The sequence below is a fragment of the Paenibacillus methanolicus genome (assembly GCF_008124765.1).
In the GTDB taxonomy this organism is placed as follows: Bacteria; Bacillota; Bacilli; order Paenibacillales; family Paenibacillaceae; genus Paenibacillus_Z; species Paenibacillus_Z methanolicus.
Genome location: NZ_VNHS01000006.1, coordinates 72,410 through 93,461, shown reverse-complemented (window position 1 = coordinate 93,461; position 21,052 = coordinate 72,410). Strand labels below are relative to the sequence as shown.

At 55.3% G+C, this 21,052-nt stretch carries 17 protein-coding genes and 1 pseudogene; 17 read left to right on the top strand and 1 reads right to left on the bottom strand.

The annotated features are described in order from the left end of the window. The first annotated feature begins 248 nt into the window (after positions 1–248). The 9 genes and pseudogenes from BCM02_RS16660 (at position 249) to BCM02_RS16625 (ending at position 11,959) form a co-directional block, all read left to right on the top strand. The gene (locus tag BCM02_RS16660) at positions 249–2,432 is read left to right on the top strand and encodes a RelA/SpoT family protein (protein WP_148930254.1); all 2,184 of its coding nucleotides are present in this window, start codon (positions 249–251) and stop codon (positions 2,430–2,432) included. Between the two features lie 24 nt (positions 2,433–2,456). Further along, a complete protein-coding gene (gene dtd / locus BCM02_RS16655; RefSeq protein WP_148930253.1) occupies positions 2,457–2,900 on the top strand; it encodes a D-aminoacyl-tRNA deacylase in 444 nt (147 codons plus the stop codon). 97 nt (positions 2,901–2,997) lie between these two features. After that, entirely contained in the window at positions 2,998–3,168 is a 171-nt protein-coding gene (locus BCM02_RS35305) for a hypothetical protein (protein WP_187434258.1), read from the top strand. 868 nt (positions 3,169–4,036) lie between these two features. Next, entirely contained in the window at positions 4,037–5,284 is a 1,248-nt protein-coding gene (gene hisS / locus BCM02_RS16650; RefSeq protein WP_148930252.1) for a histidine--tRNA ligase, read from the top strand. 41 nt (positions 5,285–5,325) lie between these two features. Further along, positions 5,326–7,143, top strand: a complete 1,818-nt coding sequence (aspS, locus tag BCM02_RS16645; RefSeq protein ID WP_148930251.1) for an aspartate--tRNA ligase — start codon at positions 5,326–5,328, stop codon at positions 7,141–7,143. Between the two features lie 88 nt (positions 7,144–7,231). Then, positions 7,232–7,987 (top strand): tRNA threonylcarbamoyladenosine dehydratase, encoded by a 756-nt coding sequence (locus BCM02_RS16640; protein WP_148930250.1) that lies wholly within the window; start codon positions 7,232–7,234, stop codon positions 7,985–7,987. 252 nt (positions 7,988–8,239) lie between these two features. Next, positions 8,240–8,838 (top strand): annotated as a pseudogene (locus tag BCM02_RS16635) (Nramp family divalent metal transporter); the annotation flags it as partial. A gap of 226 nt (positions 8,839–9,064) precedes the next feature. After that, positions 9,065–10,375, top strand: coding sequence for a replication-associated recombination protein A (locus BCM02_RS16630; protein WP_148930249.1), 1,311 nt, complete (start codon positions 9,065–9,067; stop codon positions 10,373–10,375). Between the two features lie 270 nt (positions 10,376–10,645). Further along, positions 10,646–11,959: a hemolysin family protein gene (locus BCM02_RS16625; RefSeq protein WP_148930248.1), complete on the top strand. Its 1,314-nt coding sequence runs from the start codon at positions 10,646–10,648 to the stop codon at positions 11,957–11,959. A 127-nt stretch (positions 11,960–12,086) separates the two neighbouring features. Here the strand turns inward: BCM02_RS16625 and mnmA are convergent, their stop codons facing one another. Beyond that, complete coding sequence (gene mnmA / locus BCM02_RS16620) at positions 12,087–13,205, bottom strand: tRNA 2-thiouridine(34) synthase MnmA (protein WP_148930247.1); 1,119 nt, start codon at positions 13,203–13,205, stop codon at positions 12,087–12,089. A gap of 245 nt (positions 13,206–13,450) precedes the next feature. Here mnmA and cymR point away from each other — a divergent pair, with 245 nt between their 5' ends. The 8 genes from cymR (at position 13,451) to ruvX (ending at position 21,051) form a co-directional block, all read left to right on the top strand. Further along, complete coding sequence (cymR, locus tag BCM02_RS16615) at positions 13,451–13,870, top strand: cysteine metabolism transcriptional regulator CymR (RefSeq protein WP_148930246.1); 420 nt, start codon at positions 13,451–13,453, stop codon at positions 13,868–13,870. Between the two features lie 53 nt (positions 13,871–13,923). Beyond that, the gene (locus BCM02_RS16610) at positions 13,924–15,078 is read left to right on the top strand and encodes a cysteine desulfurase family protein (RefSeq protein WP_148930245.1); all 1,155 of its coding nucleotides are present in this window, start codon (positions 13,924–13,926) and stop codon (positions 15,076–15,078) included. A 16-nt stretch (positions 15,079–15,094) separates the two neighbouring features. After that, on the top strand, positions 15,095–15,643 hold the full coding sequence (locus BCM02_RS16605; RefSeq protein WP_148930244.1) for a PRC-barrel domain-containing protein: 549 nt from the start codon (positions 15,095–15,097) through the stop codon (positions 15,641–15,643). Then, complete coding sequence (locus BCM02_RS16600) at positions 15,640–15,837, top strand: hypothetical protein (RefSeq protein WP_148930243.1); 198 nt, start codon at positions 15,640–15,642, stop codon at positions 15,835–15,837. Before BCM02_RS16605 ends, BCM02_RS16600 begins: the two co-directional genes overlap by 4 nt. Before the next feature lie 154 nt (positions 15,838–15,991). Beyond that, complete coding sequence (locus BCM02_RS16595; RefSeq protein WP_148930242.1) at positions 15,992–17,062, top strand: AI-2E family transporter; 1,071 nt, start codon at positions 15,992–15,994, stop codon at positions 17,060–17,062. Between the two features lie 589 nt (positions 17,063–17,651). Further along, a complete protein-coding gene (gene alaS, locus BCM02_RS16590) occupies positions 17,652–20,288 on the top strand; it encodes an alanine--tRNA ligase (protein WP_148930241.1) in 2,637 nt (878 codons plus the stop codon). Between the two features lie 49 nt (positions 20,289–20,337). Then, positions 20,338–20,601 carry an IreB family regulatory phosphoprotein gene (locus BCM02_RS16585; protein WP_148930240.1) on the top strand — a complete coding sequence of 88 codons (264 nt, stop codon included), beginning with the start codon at positions 20,338–20,340 and terminating at the stop codon, positions 20,599–20,601. Positions 20,602–20,634: 33 nt separating this feature from the next. Beyond that, positions 20,635–21,051, top strand: a complete 417-nt coding sequence (gene ruvX, locus BCM02_RS16580; protein ID WP_148930239.1) for a Holliday junction resolvase RuvX — start codon at positions 20,635–20,637, stop codon at positions 21,049–21,051. Position 21,052: the final 1 nt, after the last annotated feature.

Here is a 21,052-nt window from a genome sequence, read left to right as displayed (position 1 = left end):
GCTTCTTTTATTGGGAGAACCGTCACAGTGTCGCGTATTGTTATAAGGTGTCGAATTTTAGGTTTCGATTGGCTCGCATTCCTAGACGGATGAGGGGGCGCGCCCCCGCTTTGCTTTGTCGACAGCGAAGGGCGTTGCAGTTGACGCCATGCGGCCTGTGAGGGCATAATAGGAGAAATACGAACTGCGGCCGCGTTTTTTCGACCATGACGAAGCGTTGGTTTGACAGGATCCGAAAGGGACGTTTCATGGGCATAGAGCAATTACTTGAAAAGGCGTCGACATATCTGAAGGAACAAGATATTTCGCGCATTAAAGAGGCTTACGAATTTGCCGAAGCGGCGCATCACGGCCAAGTTCGCAAATCGGGAGAGCCCTATATTTTGCATCCCGTTGCCGTAGCCGAAGTGCTTGTTAATATGCAAATGGATGTATTGTCGATCATTGCCGCGTTGCTGCACGACGTTGTCGAAGACACGACGGTTCCGCTGGCGGAAGTACGGGAACGTTTCGGCGAGACGGTCGCGATGATTGTCGACGGCTTGACGAAATTGGAGAAAATCCAGTTCCGTTCCAAGGAAGAGCAGCAGAACGAGAACTATCGCAAGATGTTCCTGGCGATGGCGCAGGACATCCGCGTTATTTTAATTAAATTGGCCGACCGGCTTCATAATATGCGAACGCTTAAATACCAGTCCGAAGAAGCGCAGCGCCGCATCGCCTACGAGACGCTCGAAATTTTCTGCCCGATCGCGCATCGCCTCGGTATTTCCGCCATCAAGTGGGAAATGGAGGATATTGCGCTTCGTTATCTGAATCCGCAGCAGTATTACCGGATCGCGAACCTGATGAAGAAGAAGCGCGTCGAACGCGAGCAGTACATCAGCGACGTCATCGGGCGGATCACGGAGAAGCTTGAGGAAATGGGCATCGAAGGCGATATTTCCGGACGGCCGAAGCATATCTACAGTATTTTCAAAAAAATGAACGACCGGAACAAGCAATTTACCGAGATTTACGACCTGTTGGCGATCCGGATCATCGTGGACAATATCAAGGACTGCTACGCGACCCTCGGGATCATCCATACCCTGTGGAAACCGATGCCGGGCCGATTCAAGGATTATATCGCGATGCCGAAGGCGAACATGTACCAGTCGCTGCATACGACGGTCATCGGACCGACAGGGGAGCCGACCGAGGTGCAAATTCGGACGTGGGACATGCACCGGACGAGCGAATACGGGATCGCGGCGCATTGGGCGTACAAAGAAGGCGCCGTCGTGCCGGGCAACAATTTCGAGGACAAAATGACGCTGTTCCGCGAAATTATCGAGCTGCAGCACGAAGCGAGCGACGCCTCCGAATTCGTCCAATCGCTGAAGATGGACTTCTTCTCCGATCTCGTCTTCGTGTTCACGCCGAAAGGCGAAGTATTCGAACTGCCCGCCGGATCGGTGCCGCTCGATTTCGCATACCGCATTCATACCGAGGTCGGCAACCGGACGATCGGCGCTAAGGTCAACGGCCGCATCGTGCCGTTAGACCATAAGCTCAAGACCGGCGATATCGTGGAGATACTCACGTCCAAGCATTCGTACGGACCTAGCCAGGATTGGATCAAGATCGCGCAATCCTCGCATGCCCGCAGCAAGATCAAGCAATGGTTCAAGAAAGAGAAACGCGAAGAGAACGTGGCCAAAGGCCGCGAAATGCTCGAGCGCGAGCTGAAGCGAATCGGGCTGGAAGCGCCGGCTTTCATGGCGGATGACAAGCTGCTGGAAGCGGCGAACAAATTCACGTTTAACGATATCGACGATATGCTCTCCGCGATTGGTTTCGGAGGCATTACGGCTGCTCAGATCGTGACCAAGCTGACGGAGAAGATGCGCAAAGAGGCCGAGGAAGCGAACCAACTCGAGCTGACGACGGAGAAGCGGGAAGTGAAGACCGCGCCGGCCCTTCGCAAAACCCGTCCGACGTTGGGCGTATCGGTCAAAGGCGTCGATAATCTGCTCGTTCGGTTCGCGCGCTGCTGCAATCCGGTTCCGGGAGATGAGATCGTCGGCTATATTACGCGCGGACGCGGCGTCTCCGTGCACCGGGTCGACTGCCAGAACATCCAGGCGGAGACCGAGGGCGAAGAAGCGGCACGAGTTATCGAAGTGGAATGGGAGCAGTCCGTCGAAGCGAATTATAGCGTCGACATCGAGATTACCGGCTATAACCGCAATGGCTTGCTGAACGAGGTTCTTCAGGCGGTCAACGAGATCAAGACGAATATTGCCGCGGTTACGGGGCGTTCCGACAAGAACAAGCTAGCTTTGATCCATATGACGATCCTTATTCGCAATATCGAGCATTTGAACGCGGTTGTGGAGCGAATCAAACGGGTCAAAGACGTTTATACGGTACAACGCATCATGCAGTAGGAGCAAAGCGAGGTTTAACGATAGATGAAAGTGGTCGTACAACGCAGTAAAGCCGCTTCCGTTACGGTAGCTGGCGAAGTCGTGGGCGCGATCGAAAGCGGCTTGGTGCTGCTGGTCGGCGTTACGCACGAGGATACCGAGGCCGATGCGAAGTGGATGGCCGAGAAAATCGCCGGTCTTCGCATTTTTGAAGACGAGAACGGGAAGATGAACGGTTCGGTTCAAGACGCCGGTGGCTCTATTTTGTCCGTGTCGCAATTTACGCTGTACGGCGACTGTAAGAAAGGCAAGCGGCCCAATTTCATGGCGGCCGCACGTCCGGAGCAGGCTGAACCTCTGTACGAAGCGTTCAATGCGATGCTGCGCGCGATGGGCATTAGGCTCGCGACGGGGCGTTTCGGCGCGATGATGGACGTATCGCTCGTTAACGACGGACCTGTCACGCTAATAATCGACAGCCGGGCATAGGTCGGATGAAAGGATTAGGAATGGCCGATCGGGCAACACTAGACACGTACGCCTGCCTTGCGGCAGCGATCATGACGTGGAAGGGGTTCGCGCGGCTATGCACCAATCTCGAAAAGAACAAGGCATCGAGCGATCGGGCAGACGACTGCTCCAGCCGGACCGGCGGGAAGCGCTCATTTTCTCCGAGCTCGAGGAAGATATCGAAGCAGCCTCGGAGTGGGCGGTCGGGGGCGTAGCTCCAAGACGCGGCGAGAACGGATCGTGGTAGAGCGGGCGGGCAGCTCGACGAGTGTTTGCGTGGGAGTGATTTTGATCGCAAACCGTTCGTCGTTGTTGTCCGCTTGTTTTGCGTAGGCGACAATCCAATTGACTTGACGTAGGCTTCATGCTGCAAGCCATCTCCGATGGCCCGCAAACCAATCACTCGAAGAAGCTCGTCGAATGCTGCATGCAAAATCTCCGATTTTTCACGCAAGCCAATCGGCGTAAACGCTTCAATTTTTGTAATCTTCCTGTAATTAATTTTCAATATGGCTTTAACATGACCTGTCTATAATAGAACTCGACCCCCTTTTTTGAATACAAATACTTTGGACCTGCGGCGCTGCTGCAGGTTTTTTTCTGTCTATAGAGGCGTCTTCGCATACACTCGCTGCGAGTTCTTGTTATAGCATGCCCCTGCTTGGGCTATAATGTGAGAGAGATTCGTATCTAATCCGAATGTAAACCCTTGACAGGCGGCATGGCCGCCGATACAATACGAGTTATATATTGTCGATCCAGCGATGGAACCGCGTCGTTCGATGTCAACTACACAGAGAGGGATTCCCAGGCTGCAAGAATCCTTAGCGTGCGCGAACGAACAGACTTTCCGGAGGACAATCGGTGAACGGCTGCCAACAGGGCCGCCCATTAGCCGATGTGCGTAGTCGGGCGTTAACCGATTCAAGCGAACGGCCGAGTTTCTCGCCGATTCGGAATGTGGGTGGTACCACGGTAGCAGCGATTCAATCGAGCTCTCGTCCCTATGTCTGATTTTCAGACGGGGCGAGGGCTTTTTTTGATACCTAACGAAGCGCGGACGGTCAACGACCACAATAGCGCGGGATGTTCAACATGCAGAAGGAGGGGTTGCGATGAGCTTTCAAAAACCGCCGGGCACGCAGGATTTTCTGCCGGGTTCAGTCGAGAAATGGCAGTTCGTCGAAAGTAAAGCGAGAGAGATTTGCCGGCGCTACAACTTCCGCGAAATTCGCACGCCGATGTTCGAATCGACCGAGTTGTTCCAACGCGGCGTCGGCGAGACAACCGACATTGTCGAGAAGGAAATGTACACGTTCACGGATCGCGGCGATCGCAGCTTGACGCTTCGGCCGGAAGGAACGGCCGGCGCCGTACGGGCATACGTGGAGAACAAGTTGTACGGCGAGCCGGACTTAATGAAGCTGTACTACATCGGACCGATGTTCCGGTATGAGCGGCAGCAGGCCGGCCGTTACCGCCAGTTCCATCAATTCGGTATCGAGGCGCTCGGCGCCGTCGATCCGGCGTTGGATGCGGAAGTAATCGCGCTCGGGCACACGTTCTATAAGGAAGTCGGCCTGACCGGAGTGACCGTCGAGATTAACTCGGTCGGCACGCCGGAAGTACGCGCCGCTTTCCGCGCGCGTCTCCTGGAGTTCCTGAATCCGAAGCGCGAGCTGCTGTGCAAGGACTGCCAATCGCGCATCGACCGCAATCCGCTTCGGGTGCTTGATTGCAAGCACGATCAGAAACACTTCGAAGATGCGCCGTCTATTTTGGACAGCCTGGACGATTACTGTCAGCAGCATTTTGACGCGCTGCAGCGCCACCTGATTGCGATGGAGGTTCCGTTTCGAGTCAACCCCAGGCTCGTTCGCGGACTTGACTACTATACGCTGACGGCGTTCGAGTACAAGTGCGAAGGCATTGGCGCGATCGATACGATCGGCGGCGGCGGCCGGTACAACGGGCTCGTCGCGGAGATCGGCGGACCGGATCAGCCGGGCGTCGGACTCGGACTTGGCTTGGAGCGCACCGTCATGCTGCTCGAGAACCAGAAGGTCGAGCTGCCGAACTTGCACGCGATCGATGTATATATGGTTGCGCTTGGCGAATCGGCAGAGCAGGAAATGACGCGCATCCTTCACGCGCTTCGCTCCCGGGGCGTATCGGCGGAACGCGATTATCAAGGACGCAAGATGAAAGCACAAATGAAATCGGCCGATCGGCTGCAAGCCCGATTCACCGCGATACTCGGCGACGATGAGCTTGCGCGCGGCGAGATTGCGTTGAAAGAAATGGCAACAGGTCAGCAACGCTTCGTTCCGATCAACGACTTGGCGGACGCATTGTTGAAATAGGCAGTACCCATTCTAAAGAATGCTAAAGGAGTCGAAGCTTTATGATGCTTAAAACGCATGCATGCGGAACGCTTTCGAAAGCCCAAGTGGGCCAGACGGTATCATTGAACGGTTGGGTGCAGCGCCGCCGCGACCTTGGCGGGGTACTCTTCATCGATCTTCGCGACCGGACCGGCATTATCCAAATCGTCTTTAACCCGGATTTCTCGGGCGACGCGCTGGCCATTGCCGATCGCGCGCGTAATGAATATGTTCTCGCAGTGCGCGGAACGGTAGTAGAACGCGACGCCGAGACGGTGAATGCCAACCTCGCTACAGGCGAGATTGAAGTGCGCGTCACCGAAATCGAAATCATGAACGCGGCGAAGACGCCTCCGTTCCCGATCGAAGACGGCGTTGAAGTCGACGAGTCGCTTCGTTTGAAGTACCGCTACCTGGACCTGCGTCGTCCGGAAATGCAGAAAACGCTCATGCTGCGCTCGAAGGCGGCCAAAGTGTTCCGCGATTTCCTTGACGGCGAAGGCTTTATCGATGTCGAGACGCCGATCCTGACGAAGAGCACGCCGGAAGGCGCGCGCGATTATTTGGTGCCAAGCCGGGTTCATCCGGGCGAGTTTTTCGCGCTGCCGCAATCGCCGCAAATTTTCAAACAGCTGTTGATGGTTAGCGGACTTGAGCGCTACTATCAAATCGCCCGCTGCTTCCGCGACGAAGACCTTCGCGCCGATCGTCAGCCAGAGTTCACGCAAGTCGACATCGAGACCAGCTTCCTGTCTCAGGATCAGCTGCTTGAGCTGATGGAACAGCTCGTCGCGCGTTTGTTCCGCGAGACGAACAACGTGGACATTCCGACTCCGTTCCAACGTATCACGTACGCGGATGCGATGAACAAATACGGCTCCGACAAGCCGGATCTCCGTTTCGGCCTGGAGATGGAAGACATTACGGACATTGTTCGCCAGAGCGAAGTGAAGGTGTTCGCATCCATTGCAGCCGGCGGCGGCGTCGTGAAGGCGCTTAACGCGAAAGGCTGCGCAAGCTGGAGCCGCAAGGAACTTGACGACCTGCAGCCGTTCGCGGCGCGTTACGGCGGCAAGGGCTTAGCCTGGGTCACGGTAAAGGAAGGCGAGTGGCGCGGACCGATCGTGAAGTTCTTCAAGCCGGAAGAAATCGCGGCGCTGACCGAGAAGCTCGGCGTCGAGGAAGGCGACTTGCTCCTGTTCTCCGCGGATAAGAAGAAAGTTGTCGCCGACGTGCTCGGCAACCTGCGCCTGAAGATCGGCAAGGAGCTCGGCCTGATCGACGAATCCGCGTTCAAATTCGCTTGGGTCGTTGACTTCCCGCTGCTCGGATGGGACGAAGAAGCGAAACGTTACGTCGCCGAACACCATCCGTTCACGCGTCCGAACGAAGACGATCTGCACCTGTTCGAATCCGATCCGGGCCAGATCCGCGCGCAAGCGTATGACCTTGTCCTGAACGGCTACGAAGTGGGCGGCGGTTCGATGCGGATCTTCAAGCGCGACGTACAGGAGAAAATGTTCAAGGCGCTTGGCTTCTCCCTGGAAGAGGCGTACGAGAAATTCGGCTTCCTGTTGGATGCGTTCGATTACGGAACGCCTCCGCACGGCGGCATCGCGTTCGGCTTCGACCGTCTGGTCATGCTGATGTCCGGCCGCACGAACCTGCGCGAGACGATCGCATTCCCGAAAACGGCAAGCGCGACCGATCTGCTGACCGATGCGCCGTCGGAAGTCGATATTTCGCAGTTGCAGCAGCTTCACATCCGTACGTTGCCGAAGCCAACTAAGCAAGCGGAGCCAGCGGCAGCGGGAGCCGCGCCGACAGCTCAATCCTAATTCGCGAAGGCGGTTCGGCCAGGCAACAGCGGCCGGGCCGCTCTCTTTTCCCGTGATAAGAAACTAGCCGACAAAGGAGGCACAAGACATGCTGCATCAATTTTCCCGGACGGAGCTTGCAATCGGGCCCGAGGGGCTTGAGATTATGAAGCGAAGCACCGTGGCGGTACTCGGCATCGGAGGCGTAGGCTCCATTGCCGCGGAGGCGCTTGCGCGCACCGGCGTGGGGAGGGTCATTCTGATCGACAAAGACGTGGTCGATATCACGAACATTAATCGGCAGATTCACGCGCTCACGACGACGGTCGGCCAGCCGAAAGCCGATCTCATGCGCGAACGAATCAAGCTGATCAACCCCGATTGCGAGGCAATCTCGCTGCGGATGTTCTATACCGAGGAGACGTACGAGAAGCTGTTCGAATACCCGCTTGATTACGTGGTCGACGCGTCGGATACGATTTCATATAAAATCCATCTCATCAAACAGTGTCTCGAGCGGAAAATCCCGATCATCTCCAGCATGGGCGCCGCGAATAAAATGGACCCGACGAAATTTCAAATTGCCGACATTTCGAAAACGTCGATGGACCCGATCGCCCGCGTCGTGCGGACGAAGCTGCGCAAGGACGGCATCAAGAAAGGCGTGAAGGTGGTGTTCTCGACCGAGCAGCCGAAGAAGCCTCGCGAGGATGTCACGCAGCGCATCGTGCCGGAGAACGCGCCGGAGATCCGCAAGGCGCAGCAGCCGCCCGCGAGCAACGCCTTCGTGCCGCCTGTAGCCGGTCTGATCATGGTCAGCGAAGTGGTAAAAGACCTGCTTGCCACAGGAGGCGTCGAGATTTAACGTTTTCAACAGACGAGCCCAATCGCAATACACGAACGCAAAGACGCCTGAGAAAGAGCATTTGCTCGATCGGGCGTCTTTTTTGGTCTTTAAATTGCCCTATGTAACGAATGTTGCCTTTGATAAACTTTATTGGAGGCGTGCAATGATAGTGGAATCCTTTTCGTCGACTCGGCATATCCCTCGTCTCGGACGGTTGACCCGATGGATTTCATGGTAATACCGAGTAGAAGAAACGCGGGGTGAGTCAACATGACGAATCAATCATTGCCGAATGTAGGCGCCCAAGGCTGGAGGCAGGAGGGCGGTCAGCCATCTTTGGCGGAAGTGCATCGTTCGATGAGCATTCCGACCCACGGATCGTGGATCCGCAAATTTCTCGCTTTTGCCGGACCTGGTTATTTAGTGGCTGTAGGCTACATGGATCCGGGCAACTGGGCTACCGTCCTAGCGGGCGGCTCCATGTTCGGCTATACGCTGCTCTTGGTTATTTTATCATCAAACCTGATCGCGATTGGGCGCAGGCGTGCCGGGATCATTTTAGCAAGCCGGTCGTCATCGGGTTGTGGCTGCTGGCGGAACTCGCGATCGCGGCATGCGATTTGGCGGAAGTCATCGGTTCCGCGATCGCCCTTCATCTGATGTTCGGCATCCCGATCATATACGGCGTGATCATTACGGTAGTCGATGTTTTTATCGTTCTGCTGCTTCAAAATAAAGGGTTTCGATACATCGAAAATCTCGTCGTGCTGTTAATCGCCACGATCGGCGGCTGCTTCCTCGTCGAACTTCGATTATCGAAGCCGGATATGGGCGGCATTGCGCGCGGATTTATTCCGACGAGCGAACTAAGGGGGCGGCATCGCACGGCTGGACCTAAACCTATCGTAACGCGAAATGGTAGGAACAACAGTCCTTCTACGAACCGTTTGTGCCGCCTTATACGGGGCGCAAACGGATGAAGAATGGCTTTTTTTCGTTTTTCGGCCATTGGCGAACGTCTGTGCGAGTATGCTATGATGATAGAATGATGTTGAACGAACACGGAAAATAATCGCGGGCAGGTGTGATGGACGAGTGGACTTATTTTCGTATCAAGAGGAGACGGAAGCGCCGCGAGCCAAGCTGCTGGCCGACCGGATGCGGCCGGAGTCGATCGAAGATTATATCGGGCAGGAACATATCGTAGGGGCGGGGAAGCTGCTTCGGCGCGCGATTGAAGCGGATCAAGTATCCTCGGTTATATTGTACGGACCGCCAGGCTGCGGGAAGACGACGCTCGCGCATATTATATCCAAGCGGACGAAGGGCATCTTCGTGAAGCTGAACGCGGTGGACGCATCCGTCAAAGACGTGCGGGAAGTGATCGAGGCCGCGCGCACGAATAAGGCGATGTACGATCGGAAGACAATCTTGTTCCTCGACGAGGTGCACCGCTTCAACGCTTCGAGACAGGATGCGTTGCTGCCGGCCGTCGAACAAGGGATTATCATCTTTATCGGGGCGACGACGGAGAACCCGTTCCACTATGTCAATGGGGCACTTCTGTCCCGTTCCACGTTGTTTCAGCTCGAGGCGTTGACGAGACACGATGCCATGACGGCGATGAAACGGGCGATCGCGGATAAGCAGCGGGGACTGGGCTTCATGGATCTTACGGTGGACGAGGAGGCGCTCGCGCATATCGCGAACATGGCAGGCGGCGATATTCGGCGCGCGCTCAACGCGATCGAGCTGGCTGCGGTTACGACGCCTTCTCAGCCGGACGGTTCCGTACATGTTACGCTAGCGGTCGCCGAAGAATCCATTCGCAAGCCGACGATTCGGGCGGACGAATCTACGCAGTACGACGTGCTATCCGCCTTCCACAAAAGCGTGCGCGGTTCAAGCGATGCGGCGCTCTTCTGGTTCCTGTACGCCGTCGAGCGGCTCGGCATGGACCCGATGACATTTCTGCGGCGGTTAATTGTCGCGTGCAGCGAAGATATCGGCCTCGCGAATCCGCAAGCCATGGTCCAGGCGGTGACTGCGATGGATGCGTTCCACAAGATCGGCTGGCCGGAGGCGAAGTACAATATTGCTCAAGCGATCCTGTTCGCCGTCGAGAGCCCCAAATCCAACGCCGCGGCGCTCGCCATCGGGAGCGCCATGACCGCGATCGAATCGATCGGGACGGCGGAGGTGCCGTTGCATTTGCGCGATGCGCACTACAGCGGGGCTCAGCGGCTTGGCCATGTGGGTTATCAATATCCGCATGATTTTCCGGGACATTTCGTGAAACAGCAGTATTTGCCGGATCGGCTGGACGGCAAGCTGTTTTACAAGGCGACGGAGCAGGGGACAGAGGATAAGATCCGGCAGAATCAAGCGAAACGCGTCGGAAAGTAGCAGGTAGGGGATTAAACGCGAGCATAGGAGCGTAAACGGCGCATAATGGCCGACCTTTACCGAATAAACATACCATACGCACCGAAATCGGTGCAGACGCGCTTCCCGTAGTTTGACGCGGGAGGCCGGATTCGTCTAATCTAATATTATGGCTTTACCTACATTTTTTTATCCAAAAGGAGGTGTACCTGTCACCGACCGCCGTTTCTTGTTCGGCACTTGGTTGGCAGGAGTTTCTTGAGTGACCCGTTACCCATATGGTTGAATGGAATGTTGATTTTCGTGCTAGTCTTTTTGAACGGCTTTTTCGTCGCGGCCGAGTTCGCGATGGTGAAGGTTCGAGGCAGCCGGATCGATACGCTCGTATCGGACGGCAATAAGCGCGCGCGGTTTGCATCCAACGTCACGACGAATTTGGACGCATATCTGTCCGCCTGTCAGCTAGGCATCACGCTCGCTTCGCTCGGTCTTGGCTGGATCGGGGAGCCCGCGATCGCGGATGCAATCGAACCGTTGCTCCGGAAGCTGAATTTCGGAGATGCGCTCATTCACACCATCGCGTTTATCATTGCCTTTTCCGTTATTACGCTGCTGCATATCGTACTCGGAGAATTGGCGCCGAAGACGATTGCGATTCGCAAATCGGAACAGGTTACGCTGTGGACCGCCATGCCGCTCATCGTTTTTCACAAAATCATGTATCCGTTCATATGGTTTCTCAATGGCACCGCTAACAGGATATTGAAGCTAATCGGGATCGAGCCCGCAGGCGAACATGACTCGGCTCATACGGAAGAAGAAATCCGAATCCTCATGAAAGAAAGTCACAAGTCCGGTCTCATCGATAATACGGAACTTACGCTCGTGGACAATATTTTCGATTTCGCGGAGACGAACGCAAGGGAAATTATGATTCCGCGCACGGAAATGACTTGCTTATATACGAACCTCCCATTCGAGGATAACAAAGAGATCGCGCTGCGCGAGATGCACACCCGGTATCCGGTATGCGACGGAGACAAAGACAACATCGTCGGTTTCGTCCATATCAAAGACATGCTGAAGTACGCGGCTCAGGGCGTTACGGACGTCCGATCCATTTTGAGACCGATCACGACCGTTCCCGAATCGATGCAAATCAGCACGCTCCTCAAGCTGATGCAGAAGAAAAAAACGCAAATCGCCATTCTTATCGACGAATACGGCGGAACAAGCGGTTTGGTTACGTTGGAAGATATTATGGAAGAAATTGTCGGCGAAATCCAGGACGAATTCGATGAGGAACGTCCGGATATCGAACGCCTCAATGATTCGACGCACTCGATCAACGGCTTGATGCTAATCGAGGAAGTGAACAGCTACTTCGGTTTGGACATCGATACCGACGACTACGACACGATCGGCGGCTGGCTCTATTCGCAGATTGAAATTCCGCCGACCCGCAACCAGCGGATCGAACTGCCGAACGGCTTGGAATTTATTATTGAAGAGACGGATCATATGCGAATTTCTCGCATTCTGTTACGCAAGCAGGGGAGCCTTTATGAACCAGGCACCGACGAGCTCCAGGCAGAGACCGGTTAAACGGGGGAACGGCAATTGGAAATCTCCGCTCTACGCTCGAATAATCGATTTACGAACAAAGGCAGGTCCTCTCATGAGAGGACCTGCCTTTGTTATGCCCGTGGACAGCGTGCGTTGGGATCGCTCGTTATCCCGCTTGCGTCTCGAAATGTACCTGATCGATCGTGCCGCCGCCTAGGCAGACGTCGCCGTCATAGAAGACGACCGCTTGGCCGTGCGTGATCGCTTTCTGGGGAGCGTCGAAGACGACGTCGACCGTCGAGCCATCCTCGCGGAAAGCAAGCGTGACGCCTTGGTCGGGCTGACGGTAGCGGAATTTGGCCGTGCAGCGGAGCGAGCATTCCGGCTGCGCGCCGGAGATCCAGTTCACGCCGGTTGCGGTCAAACCGTACGAGTAGAGACTCGGATGCTTGTCGCCTTGTACGACGTACAGAATGTTCTCCTTTAAGTCTTTAGACGCGACGAACCACGGTTCGCCGGTTCCCGAACCGCCAATGCCGAGACCTTGGCGCTGGCCGAGCGTGTAGTACATCAGGCCGTCGTGACGGCCTTTCTCCTCGCCGGTGACCAGGTCGATCATCGGACCTGGCTGCGCAGGCAAGTAACCGCTCAGGAACGTTTTGAAATTGCGTTCGCCGATAAAGCAGACGCCGGTGCTGTCTTTCTTCTTCGCGGTCGCAAGACCTGCTTCTTCCGCCAGGCGGCGCACTTCCGGCTTCGGCAGGTGACCGATCGGGAACATCGCCTTGGCCAGCTGGTCTTGTCCAAGCGCATGCAGGAAGTACGTCTGATCCTTATTGCCGTCTACGCCGCGAAGCAGGCGCGTCGTGCCGTCCGCATCGCGTTCCACCCGAGCGTAATGGCCGGTGGCCAGGTAGTCGGCGCCGAGGTCGAGCGCTTTCTTCAGGAAGTCGCCGAATTTGATTTCACGGTTGCACATCACGTCCGGATTCGGCGTCCGTCCGCGGCGGTATTCGTCTAGAAAATACGCGAATACTTTGTCATGATAGGCTTGTTCGAAGTTAACCGTATAGTAGGGAATTCCGATCTGCTCGCATACGCGGCGCACGTCCTCCGCGTCGTCTTCGGCCGTACAGTGGCCGAGCTCGTCGGTATCGTCCCAGTTTTTCATGAATATGCCGATCACGTCATAGCCCTGCTGTTTCAGCAAAAGGGCGGTCACGGAGGAATCGACGCCGCCGGACATCCCGACGACGATCCGGATGTTGCTGTTGTCTTGACTCATCGTATTGCGACACCACCTTCTATGATAAAACGGGCGGGACTTTCGCCCCGCACCGCAAGTTTCTCTATTGTAGCACAGATGAAACGTATTTTTCATGAGAATGTCATGCTTTTTTAACCAAAACGGTTGAGGATATGTTAACATAGATATGATATGGGAATACCAAGTTTTATAGATGTATGTGGTGGTGGCATGATTTGATCTCCGCATATGCATTCTCGGGATCGAAAGAAGAGGTGTCATAGTTGAAGATATCGACTAAAGGCCGTTACGGCTTGACGATTATGATGGAGCTTGCCGCCAAATTCGGCGAAGGCCCTACCTCGCTCAAGAGCATTGCTGAGCGTAACGGTTTATCGGAGCATTATTTGGAGCAATTGATCGCGCCGCTTCGCAACGCGGGATTGGTGAAGAGCATACGCGGGGCGTACGGAGGGTATATTCTCTCGAGGACCCCGGAATCGATCACGGCAGGGGACGTCATTCGAATTCTCGAAGGTCCGATATCGCCGGTCGATTTTACGGAAGAGGATGATCCGGCCAAGCGCAACCTGTGGCTGCGCATCCGCGACAGCATCGCCGAAGTGCTCGACTCGACGACGCTCGAGGATCTGGTCACGTACAAAGAAGAAGGCTTGCAGGACTCTTATATGTTCTACATCTAGCAAACTAACAGTGGTCCGGTATCCAGCCGGGCCTTTTGTAAGGACGGAATGTTATGGAACGCATCTACTTTGACCATGCCGCATCGTCGCCGCTTCATCCCGATGTGGCCGATGCCATGATGGCTATATATAGAGGGACGTTCGGGAACGCCTCGAGCACGCACGGCATCGGACGTGCGGCCAAAGCGCTTCTCGGCCGATCGCGCGAGCGGATCGCCGCGGCGATAGGCTGCGCGCCGAACGAGCTGTATTTTACGTCAGGCGGTACGGAAAGCGATAACGCCGCGATTGCCGGAGTGGCAAGAGCGATGCATAGACAAGGGAAAGCTCACATCATTACTTCTTCGGTCGAACATCATGCCGTCTTACGGACATGCGAAGCGCTGCGGAAGGATGGATTTGAGCTTACTGTGCTTTCGGTCGATGCGTTCGGTCAGGTGTCGCCGGCCGACGTCGAAATGGCGATTCGTCCGGATACGGCGCTCATTAGCGTTATGTACGCCAACAACGAGACGGGAACGATACAGCCCATCGAAGCGATCGGGGCGATTGCGCGCGAGCGCGGCATTCCGTTTCATGTGGACGCCGTGCAGGCGCTCGGTTCGATTCCGATCGACTTGAAGACGCTGCCCGTGGATCTGATGAGTTTCTCCGCGCACAAAATCAACGGTCCGCAAGGGATTGGCGCTTTGTATATAGCGAAACATATTCCGTTTGAACCTCTGTTATTCGGCGGCTCTCAAGAGCGCAAGCGACGGGCGGGAACCGAGAACCTCGCCGGCGCCGCCGGCTTTGCGAAAGCCGCCGAGCTTGCTGTGAATTCCTTGACGGAGAAGAAACTTTTTCTGGACAAGCTTCGTCTTAATTGGATAGAGCGAATGAAAGACGCCTACGGCGCCGACCGAATCGCGGTGAACGGCCACCCGTCCGAGACGCTGTCGCACATCGCGAATCTTAGCTTTATCGGTTCCGACACCGAGACCTTGCTCATGAATTTTGATTTGGCTGGTATTGCCGTATCCGGAGGCTCGGCTTGCACGGCCGGGGCGATCGAACCATCGCATGTGCTGATCGCCATGGAGCTTGCCGAACCGCGTTTAACGTCCGCCGTCCGGTTTAGTTTCGGTTTGGGGAATACTTTGGAGGAACTTGAGCGGGCGCACGAGAAAATTGCAACTTTCTTGAATCGCGTTCGTACTAACGCTTAGGAGGACTCCAGTCGCCGTGATTAAACTTCAACATGTCATCGGTCTTCCCGTATTGGAGCTTCAATCGGGCAAGCAAGTCGGTCACGTGAAGGATGCCTGGTTCGATGAACATTGGCAGCTTACCGGAATCGTGCTCGATGCGGGCCGGCGATTTTTGACCGCGATGAAATCCGTCTTATGGACGGACGTCGTCAAGTGCGGCGACGATGCGGTGCTGATCGCAAGCATTGCCGCCGTCAGCCATGCCGGCAAAGCCGATGTACGCCGTTCCTTTCATAACGGACCCGTTCGCTTGAAGGACCTGATGGTCGTCACGGCGGACGGCGAACAGCTTGGACGCGTCTCCGATGTTTATTTTAATGATTTACAGGGTACACAAATAGTAGGCTATGAGCTAACCGACGGTTTTATAGCGGATATTATGGATGGCCGCAAGTGGCTGCCCGTTCCGAAGGATCCCGACACCGTCACGCTCGGCAATGATGCGATCATCGTTCCGGCCGGCAGCGAGCTGCTGCTGGAGCCCGTCGCAGCTTCTGATTCGGATATAGGGAGAAATGTATGATGAGATGTCCCAACTGCAACTCGAAAGATATTGGAAAAATCGGTTCCCACCAGTTCTATTGCTGGGGCTGCTTTATTGAATTGACCGTGAACGGCGACAAAATGTCCGTCTTCCAGGTGGAAGAGGACGGCACGCTCAGCTCGCTCGACGACCTTTTTTTCGAAGACGAGATCACGCAAGTGCACGCGAATTAATGACGATGACCTAAGAGACGGTTTCCGCTTGGCGGAGGCCGTCTTTTTTGTCGTTGTCCGGCTGATTGGGCTGCGTCTTCCTTAAGGGGATGAAACGGGGAAGTTGTACATATACTTGTACAAACTGCGATTGCGGGAAGGAGAGGAAGCGGACGTGGAGCGATTTACGAACAGCCGTCTCTTTAGAGCGCTCGTGTTTCTGATCTTGGGGTTGATTGCCCTCTATTTGCTGCTGCTCGTGAAGCCGATCATCGTGCATATTTACGCGTTCCTCAAAGCGATTTTTGCGCCTTTCTTGATCGCCATGATTATCTCGTACGTCTTGAATCCGATCGTGAGCCTGCTCCATGAGCGCAAAGTACCGCGAACCGTTGCGGTATTGCTGATCTATGCCGTATTTTGCGCATCGCTTACCGTTATTTTGATCAATGCGATCCCAATGTTCACGGAACAGCTGCAGGAACTGAATCACCATATGCCGGACTTGACTATGCGGGCGCATAGTTTGGTCAATGACCTGAACAACTCCTCCTATTTGCCGGAGAGCTTAAGAGGGAGCATCAACAATTCGCTGTACAAGCTGGAGAAGGTGGCGACCGAAGCGGTTTTTTCCTTCATCAATAATATTGGGGCGATGCTGAACGTCGTGTTTATCGCGTTCATCATCCCGTTTCTCGCATTTTATATTTTAAAGGACTTCGAAGTGTTCGAACGGACGATCCTGACGTATGTGCCCAAGCCGCATCGGAAGCACGCCGTTCGCATGCTCAAAGATATCGACGCCGCGCTCGGCAGCTATATTCGAGGGCAATTTCTCGTCTGCGTCATCGTGGGGGGATTGGCTTACCTTGGCTATTGGATCATCGGCATTCCGTATCCGCTGCTGCTCGCGAGCATCGTGGCAGTCACGAACATCATCCCGTACTTGGGTCCGTTCTTCGGCGCGGCGCCGGCGCTCGTGGTAGCTTCAACGATCTCATTCAAAATGATGCTGCTGGTCGTCGTCATCAACACGCTTTGCCAGATTCTCGAGGGCAACGTCATCTCGCCGCAAGTCGTCGGCCGTACGCTGCACATGCATCCGCTCTCGATTATTTTCGTGCTGCTCGTCGGAGGTGAACTGGCTGGCATTGTCGGCATGATACTGGCGGTGCCGATCTTTGCGGCGGCCAAGGTGGTTGTCCAGCACCTGTTCGCTTACTACGTTAGACGGAAGATCGTATAATTTGACAGCTGGGATGAAATACCGATATACTAAAAAATAGACGATTATCATTCATATCGTTAAATCGGCGATGAAACATGAAGTACGCCATAGCCCTTCAACCAGAGATGAAACTTCTTCGCGGCCGTTGGAACGACCGCGTAGGCTGTGAAAGTTTCAATGAAGAAGAATGGCGGAAAGCTCGTTTCGGAGAGTGGAAGAACTCCACCGGCTGGACCCGTTAGCGTCCGCAGAGGAGATTGTCTCCTTCGTTCCTTTCTGGGGCGAATGCAGACAATAACCAGGGTGGTACCGCGAATGATCGTCCCTGTTATAGACAGGGGCGTTTTTTGTTTTTTCATCATTCAAGCTATATCAGTTGGAATTAACGAAACGAACAATTGTGCGGAGAAAGATTGTTGAATCTGAAGAAGCGAAGCGTTCGCCTTTGTGTGCGGTTATCAACCTTGAACATTATATCTAAAGATAACCGTGAACAACAGCGATCGTAAGATCATCACTCTTGCGCGGCAATTATATTGTTCGTACGTTGTTGGTCAACTAATATAGCGTCACCGTCACTATTCACGTCACTGGAGGCATGTAGAACATGAAAGCTGCAGAAATCCGTTCCAAATGGCTTGCTTTCTTCGAGAGCAAAGGCCACAAAATCGAGCCGAGCGCATCGCTCGTGCCGCATAACGATCCGTCGCTGCTCTGGATCAACGCGGGCATGGCGCCGCTGAAGGCATACTTCGACGGACGCGTGATTCCGGACAACCCGAGAATCGCCAACTCCCAAAAGTGCATCCGCACCAACGATATCGAGAACGTCGGCAAACCCCGCCGTCACCATACGTTCTTCGAAATGCTCGGCAACTTCTCCATCGGCGACTACTTCAAAGAAGAAGTCATCACGTGGGCGTGGGAGTTTCTGACCGATCCGAAGCATATCGGCTTCGACCCGAACCGCCTATCGGTCACGGTTTATCCGGAAGACGAAGAAGCATTCCGTTTTTGGAACGAGAAAATCGGCTTGCCTGCCGAGCGTATTTACAAGCTCGAAGAGAACTTCTGGGATATCGGCGAAGGTCCTTGCGGTCCATGTACCGAGATTTTCTATGATCGCGGCGACAAATACGGCGATCTGAACGATCCGGAATGCTGGCCGGGCGGCGAGAACGAGCGCTTCCTGGAAGTATGGAATCTCGTGTTCTCGCAATATAATCATAATAAAGACGGCAGCTACACGCCGCTTCCGAATAAGAACATCGATACGGGCGCTGGTCTCGAGCGTCTGACCTCGATTTTGCAGGATGTCGATTCGAACTTCGACACCGATCTGTTCATGCCGATTATCGAGCGGACGTGCGAGATTGCCGGCGTGCGTTACAAAGTAAACGCGGATCACGACGTGGCGCTCAAAGTCATCGCCGACCACATCCGTACCGTGGCATTCGCGGTAGGCGACGGCGTTCTGCCATCCAACGAGGGTCGCGGCTACGTCATCCGCCGTCTGCTCCGCCGCGCGGTTCGCTACGGCAAAACGCTTGGCGTCGACCGTCCGTTCCTGTTCGAGCTGGTCGGCATCGTAGGCGACATCATGGGCGTCTACTACCCGGAAGTCGTGGATAAGCGCGAGTTTATCGTGAAGGTCATCCGGACGGAAGAAGAGCGTTTCCACGAGACGTTGTCCGATGGTTTGGCGCTGTTGGCGAATCTGGTTAATGAGGCTCGTCAAGCGGGTCAAACGGAAATCGGCGGACAAGACGCTTTCAAACTGTATGATACGTACGGCTTCCCGTTCGATTTGACCGAAGATTACGCGTCCGAGCAAGGATTCACGGTCGACCGCGCCGGATTCGATTCGGCAATGGACGCACAGCGCGAACGCGCGCGCGCAGCGCGTCAAGATACCGGCAGCATGAACGTGCAAGGCGGCCCGTTAGCGGATTACACGGAGAAATCCGAATTCGTCGGTTACAACGATCTGACGCTGGAAGGCGCCGTCGTCAAAGCGATCGTGGACGGCAGCGCGCTCGTCGAATCCGCCGAGGAAGGCGCCCGCGTGCTCGTGCTGCTCGATCGTACGCCGTTCTACGCGGAGAGCGGCGGCCAAATCGGCGACAAGGGCACGATCATCGGCGACGGATTCGTGCTGCAAGTCGAGGACGTCACGAAAGCGCCTCATGGTCAAACGGTTCATCACGCGGTCGTTGAGAGCGGCACGCTTCAGACGGGTGCTGCGGTACGCGCGGCCGTTACGGCACGCACGCGCGAAGCGATCATCAAGAACCATACGGCAACTCACCTGCTGCATCGCGCGCTTAAGGATGTGTTGGGCGAGCACGTCAACCAGGCGGGATCGCTCGTCGAGCCGGACCGTCTCCGCTTCGACTTCTCGCATTTCGGCGGCATCAGCGCGGAAGAGCTGGCTGACATCGAGCGCCGCGTGAACGAGCAAATTTGGTTGGGTACGCCGCTTCAAATCAGCACGATGGCGATCGCCGATGCGAAGGCGATGGGCGCGATGGCGCTGTTCGGCGAGAAATACGGCGATACGGTGCGCGTCGTTCGCGTCGGCGAGTACAGCATCGAGCTGTGCGGCGGCTGCCACGTGACGAACACGGCGCAGATCGGATTGTTCAAGCTGCTCGGCGAGAGCGGCATCGGATCGGGCGTCCGCCGGATCGAAGCGGTAACGGGACAACACGCGTACGAATATGTCGAAAGCCAGTTGGATTTGCTCAAGCAAGCGGCGGGACTGCTGAAATCGAATGCCGTCGACGTGCCGAAACGGATCGAAGCGCTCCATGCGCAGGTGAAGGAGTTGGGCCGCGAGAACGAGTCGCTGCAGGGCAAACTCAGCCGCATCGAAGCGGGTTCGCTGGAATCGTCGGTCAAGTCGGTGGGCGGCGTCAGCGTATTAGCCGCCAAAGTAAGCGCCCCGAACATGGATGCGCTTCGCGGCATCGCGGACGAACTGAAGACGAAGGTGGCGAATGCCGTCATCGTGCTGGGCGCCGCAGCGGAAGGCAAGGTCAATCTGGTCGTATCGGTAGCGCCTGAGCTGGTGAAACAGGGCTTCAACGCGGGTAAAATCATCAAAGAAGCGGCGGCGGTTTGCGGCGGCGGCGGCGGCGGTCGCCCTGACATGGCCCAAGCCGGCGGCAAAGATCCGTCCAAGCTGGAAGAGGCGCTCCGAATTGCCGAAGAACTGGTTCTCTCGCAGGCAAATGTGATATGATAAGAATATCAAACGGCTGTTAAGCGGCTTGGAAAGTGAGGTGCTGGCGATGAATTCCATGGACAGAACGATGAAGTTCGATGTAAAGGCAGAGGGACTTGAAACTTCTTCGAAGGACATCTTGTTATCCGTCTATAATGCGCTGCAGGAGAAGGACTACAATCCGATCAACCAGATCGTCGGCTATTTGCTGTCCGGAGACCCCGCATACATTCCGCGGCATAACAATGCCAGAAGTCTCATACGCAGGAAAGAACGCGATGAGCTGATCGAAGAGCTTGTCCGCTCTTACTTAAGTCAGCACCGCCAATAAGACCGTTCAGCAAGATAAGGGGATGAAAGTCGCATGCGCGTCATGGGTATTGATTACGGCGACCGCAACATCGGCATCGCCATCAGCGACGCGTTCGGCTGGACCGCGCAACCGGTAAAGGTCGTTCAGAAGCGGCGTGACGACGGCGAGCTCGACGAAATCGCCGCGCTGACGAAAGAAAATGAAGTAAGCGAGATCGTAGTCGGTTTGCCGAAAAATATGAATGGCACCGTCGGTCCGCGTGGCGAAATTTGCATCGCATTCGCACAAACCTTGCAGCAAAAGCTAAACTTACCCGTTCACCTTTGGGACGAAAGGTTGACGACGGTCGCAGCCGAGCGAACGCTCATCGAAGCAGACGTCAGCCGGAAGAAGCGAAAATTAGTGGTGGACAAAATGGCGGCAACGCTCATTTTGCAAAATTATCTCGATTCTAAAACGAAAAGGTGAG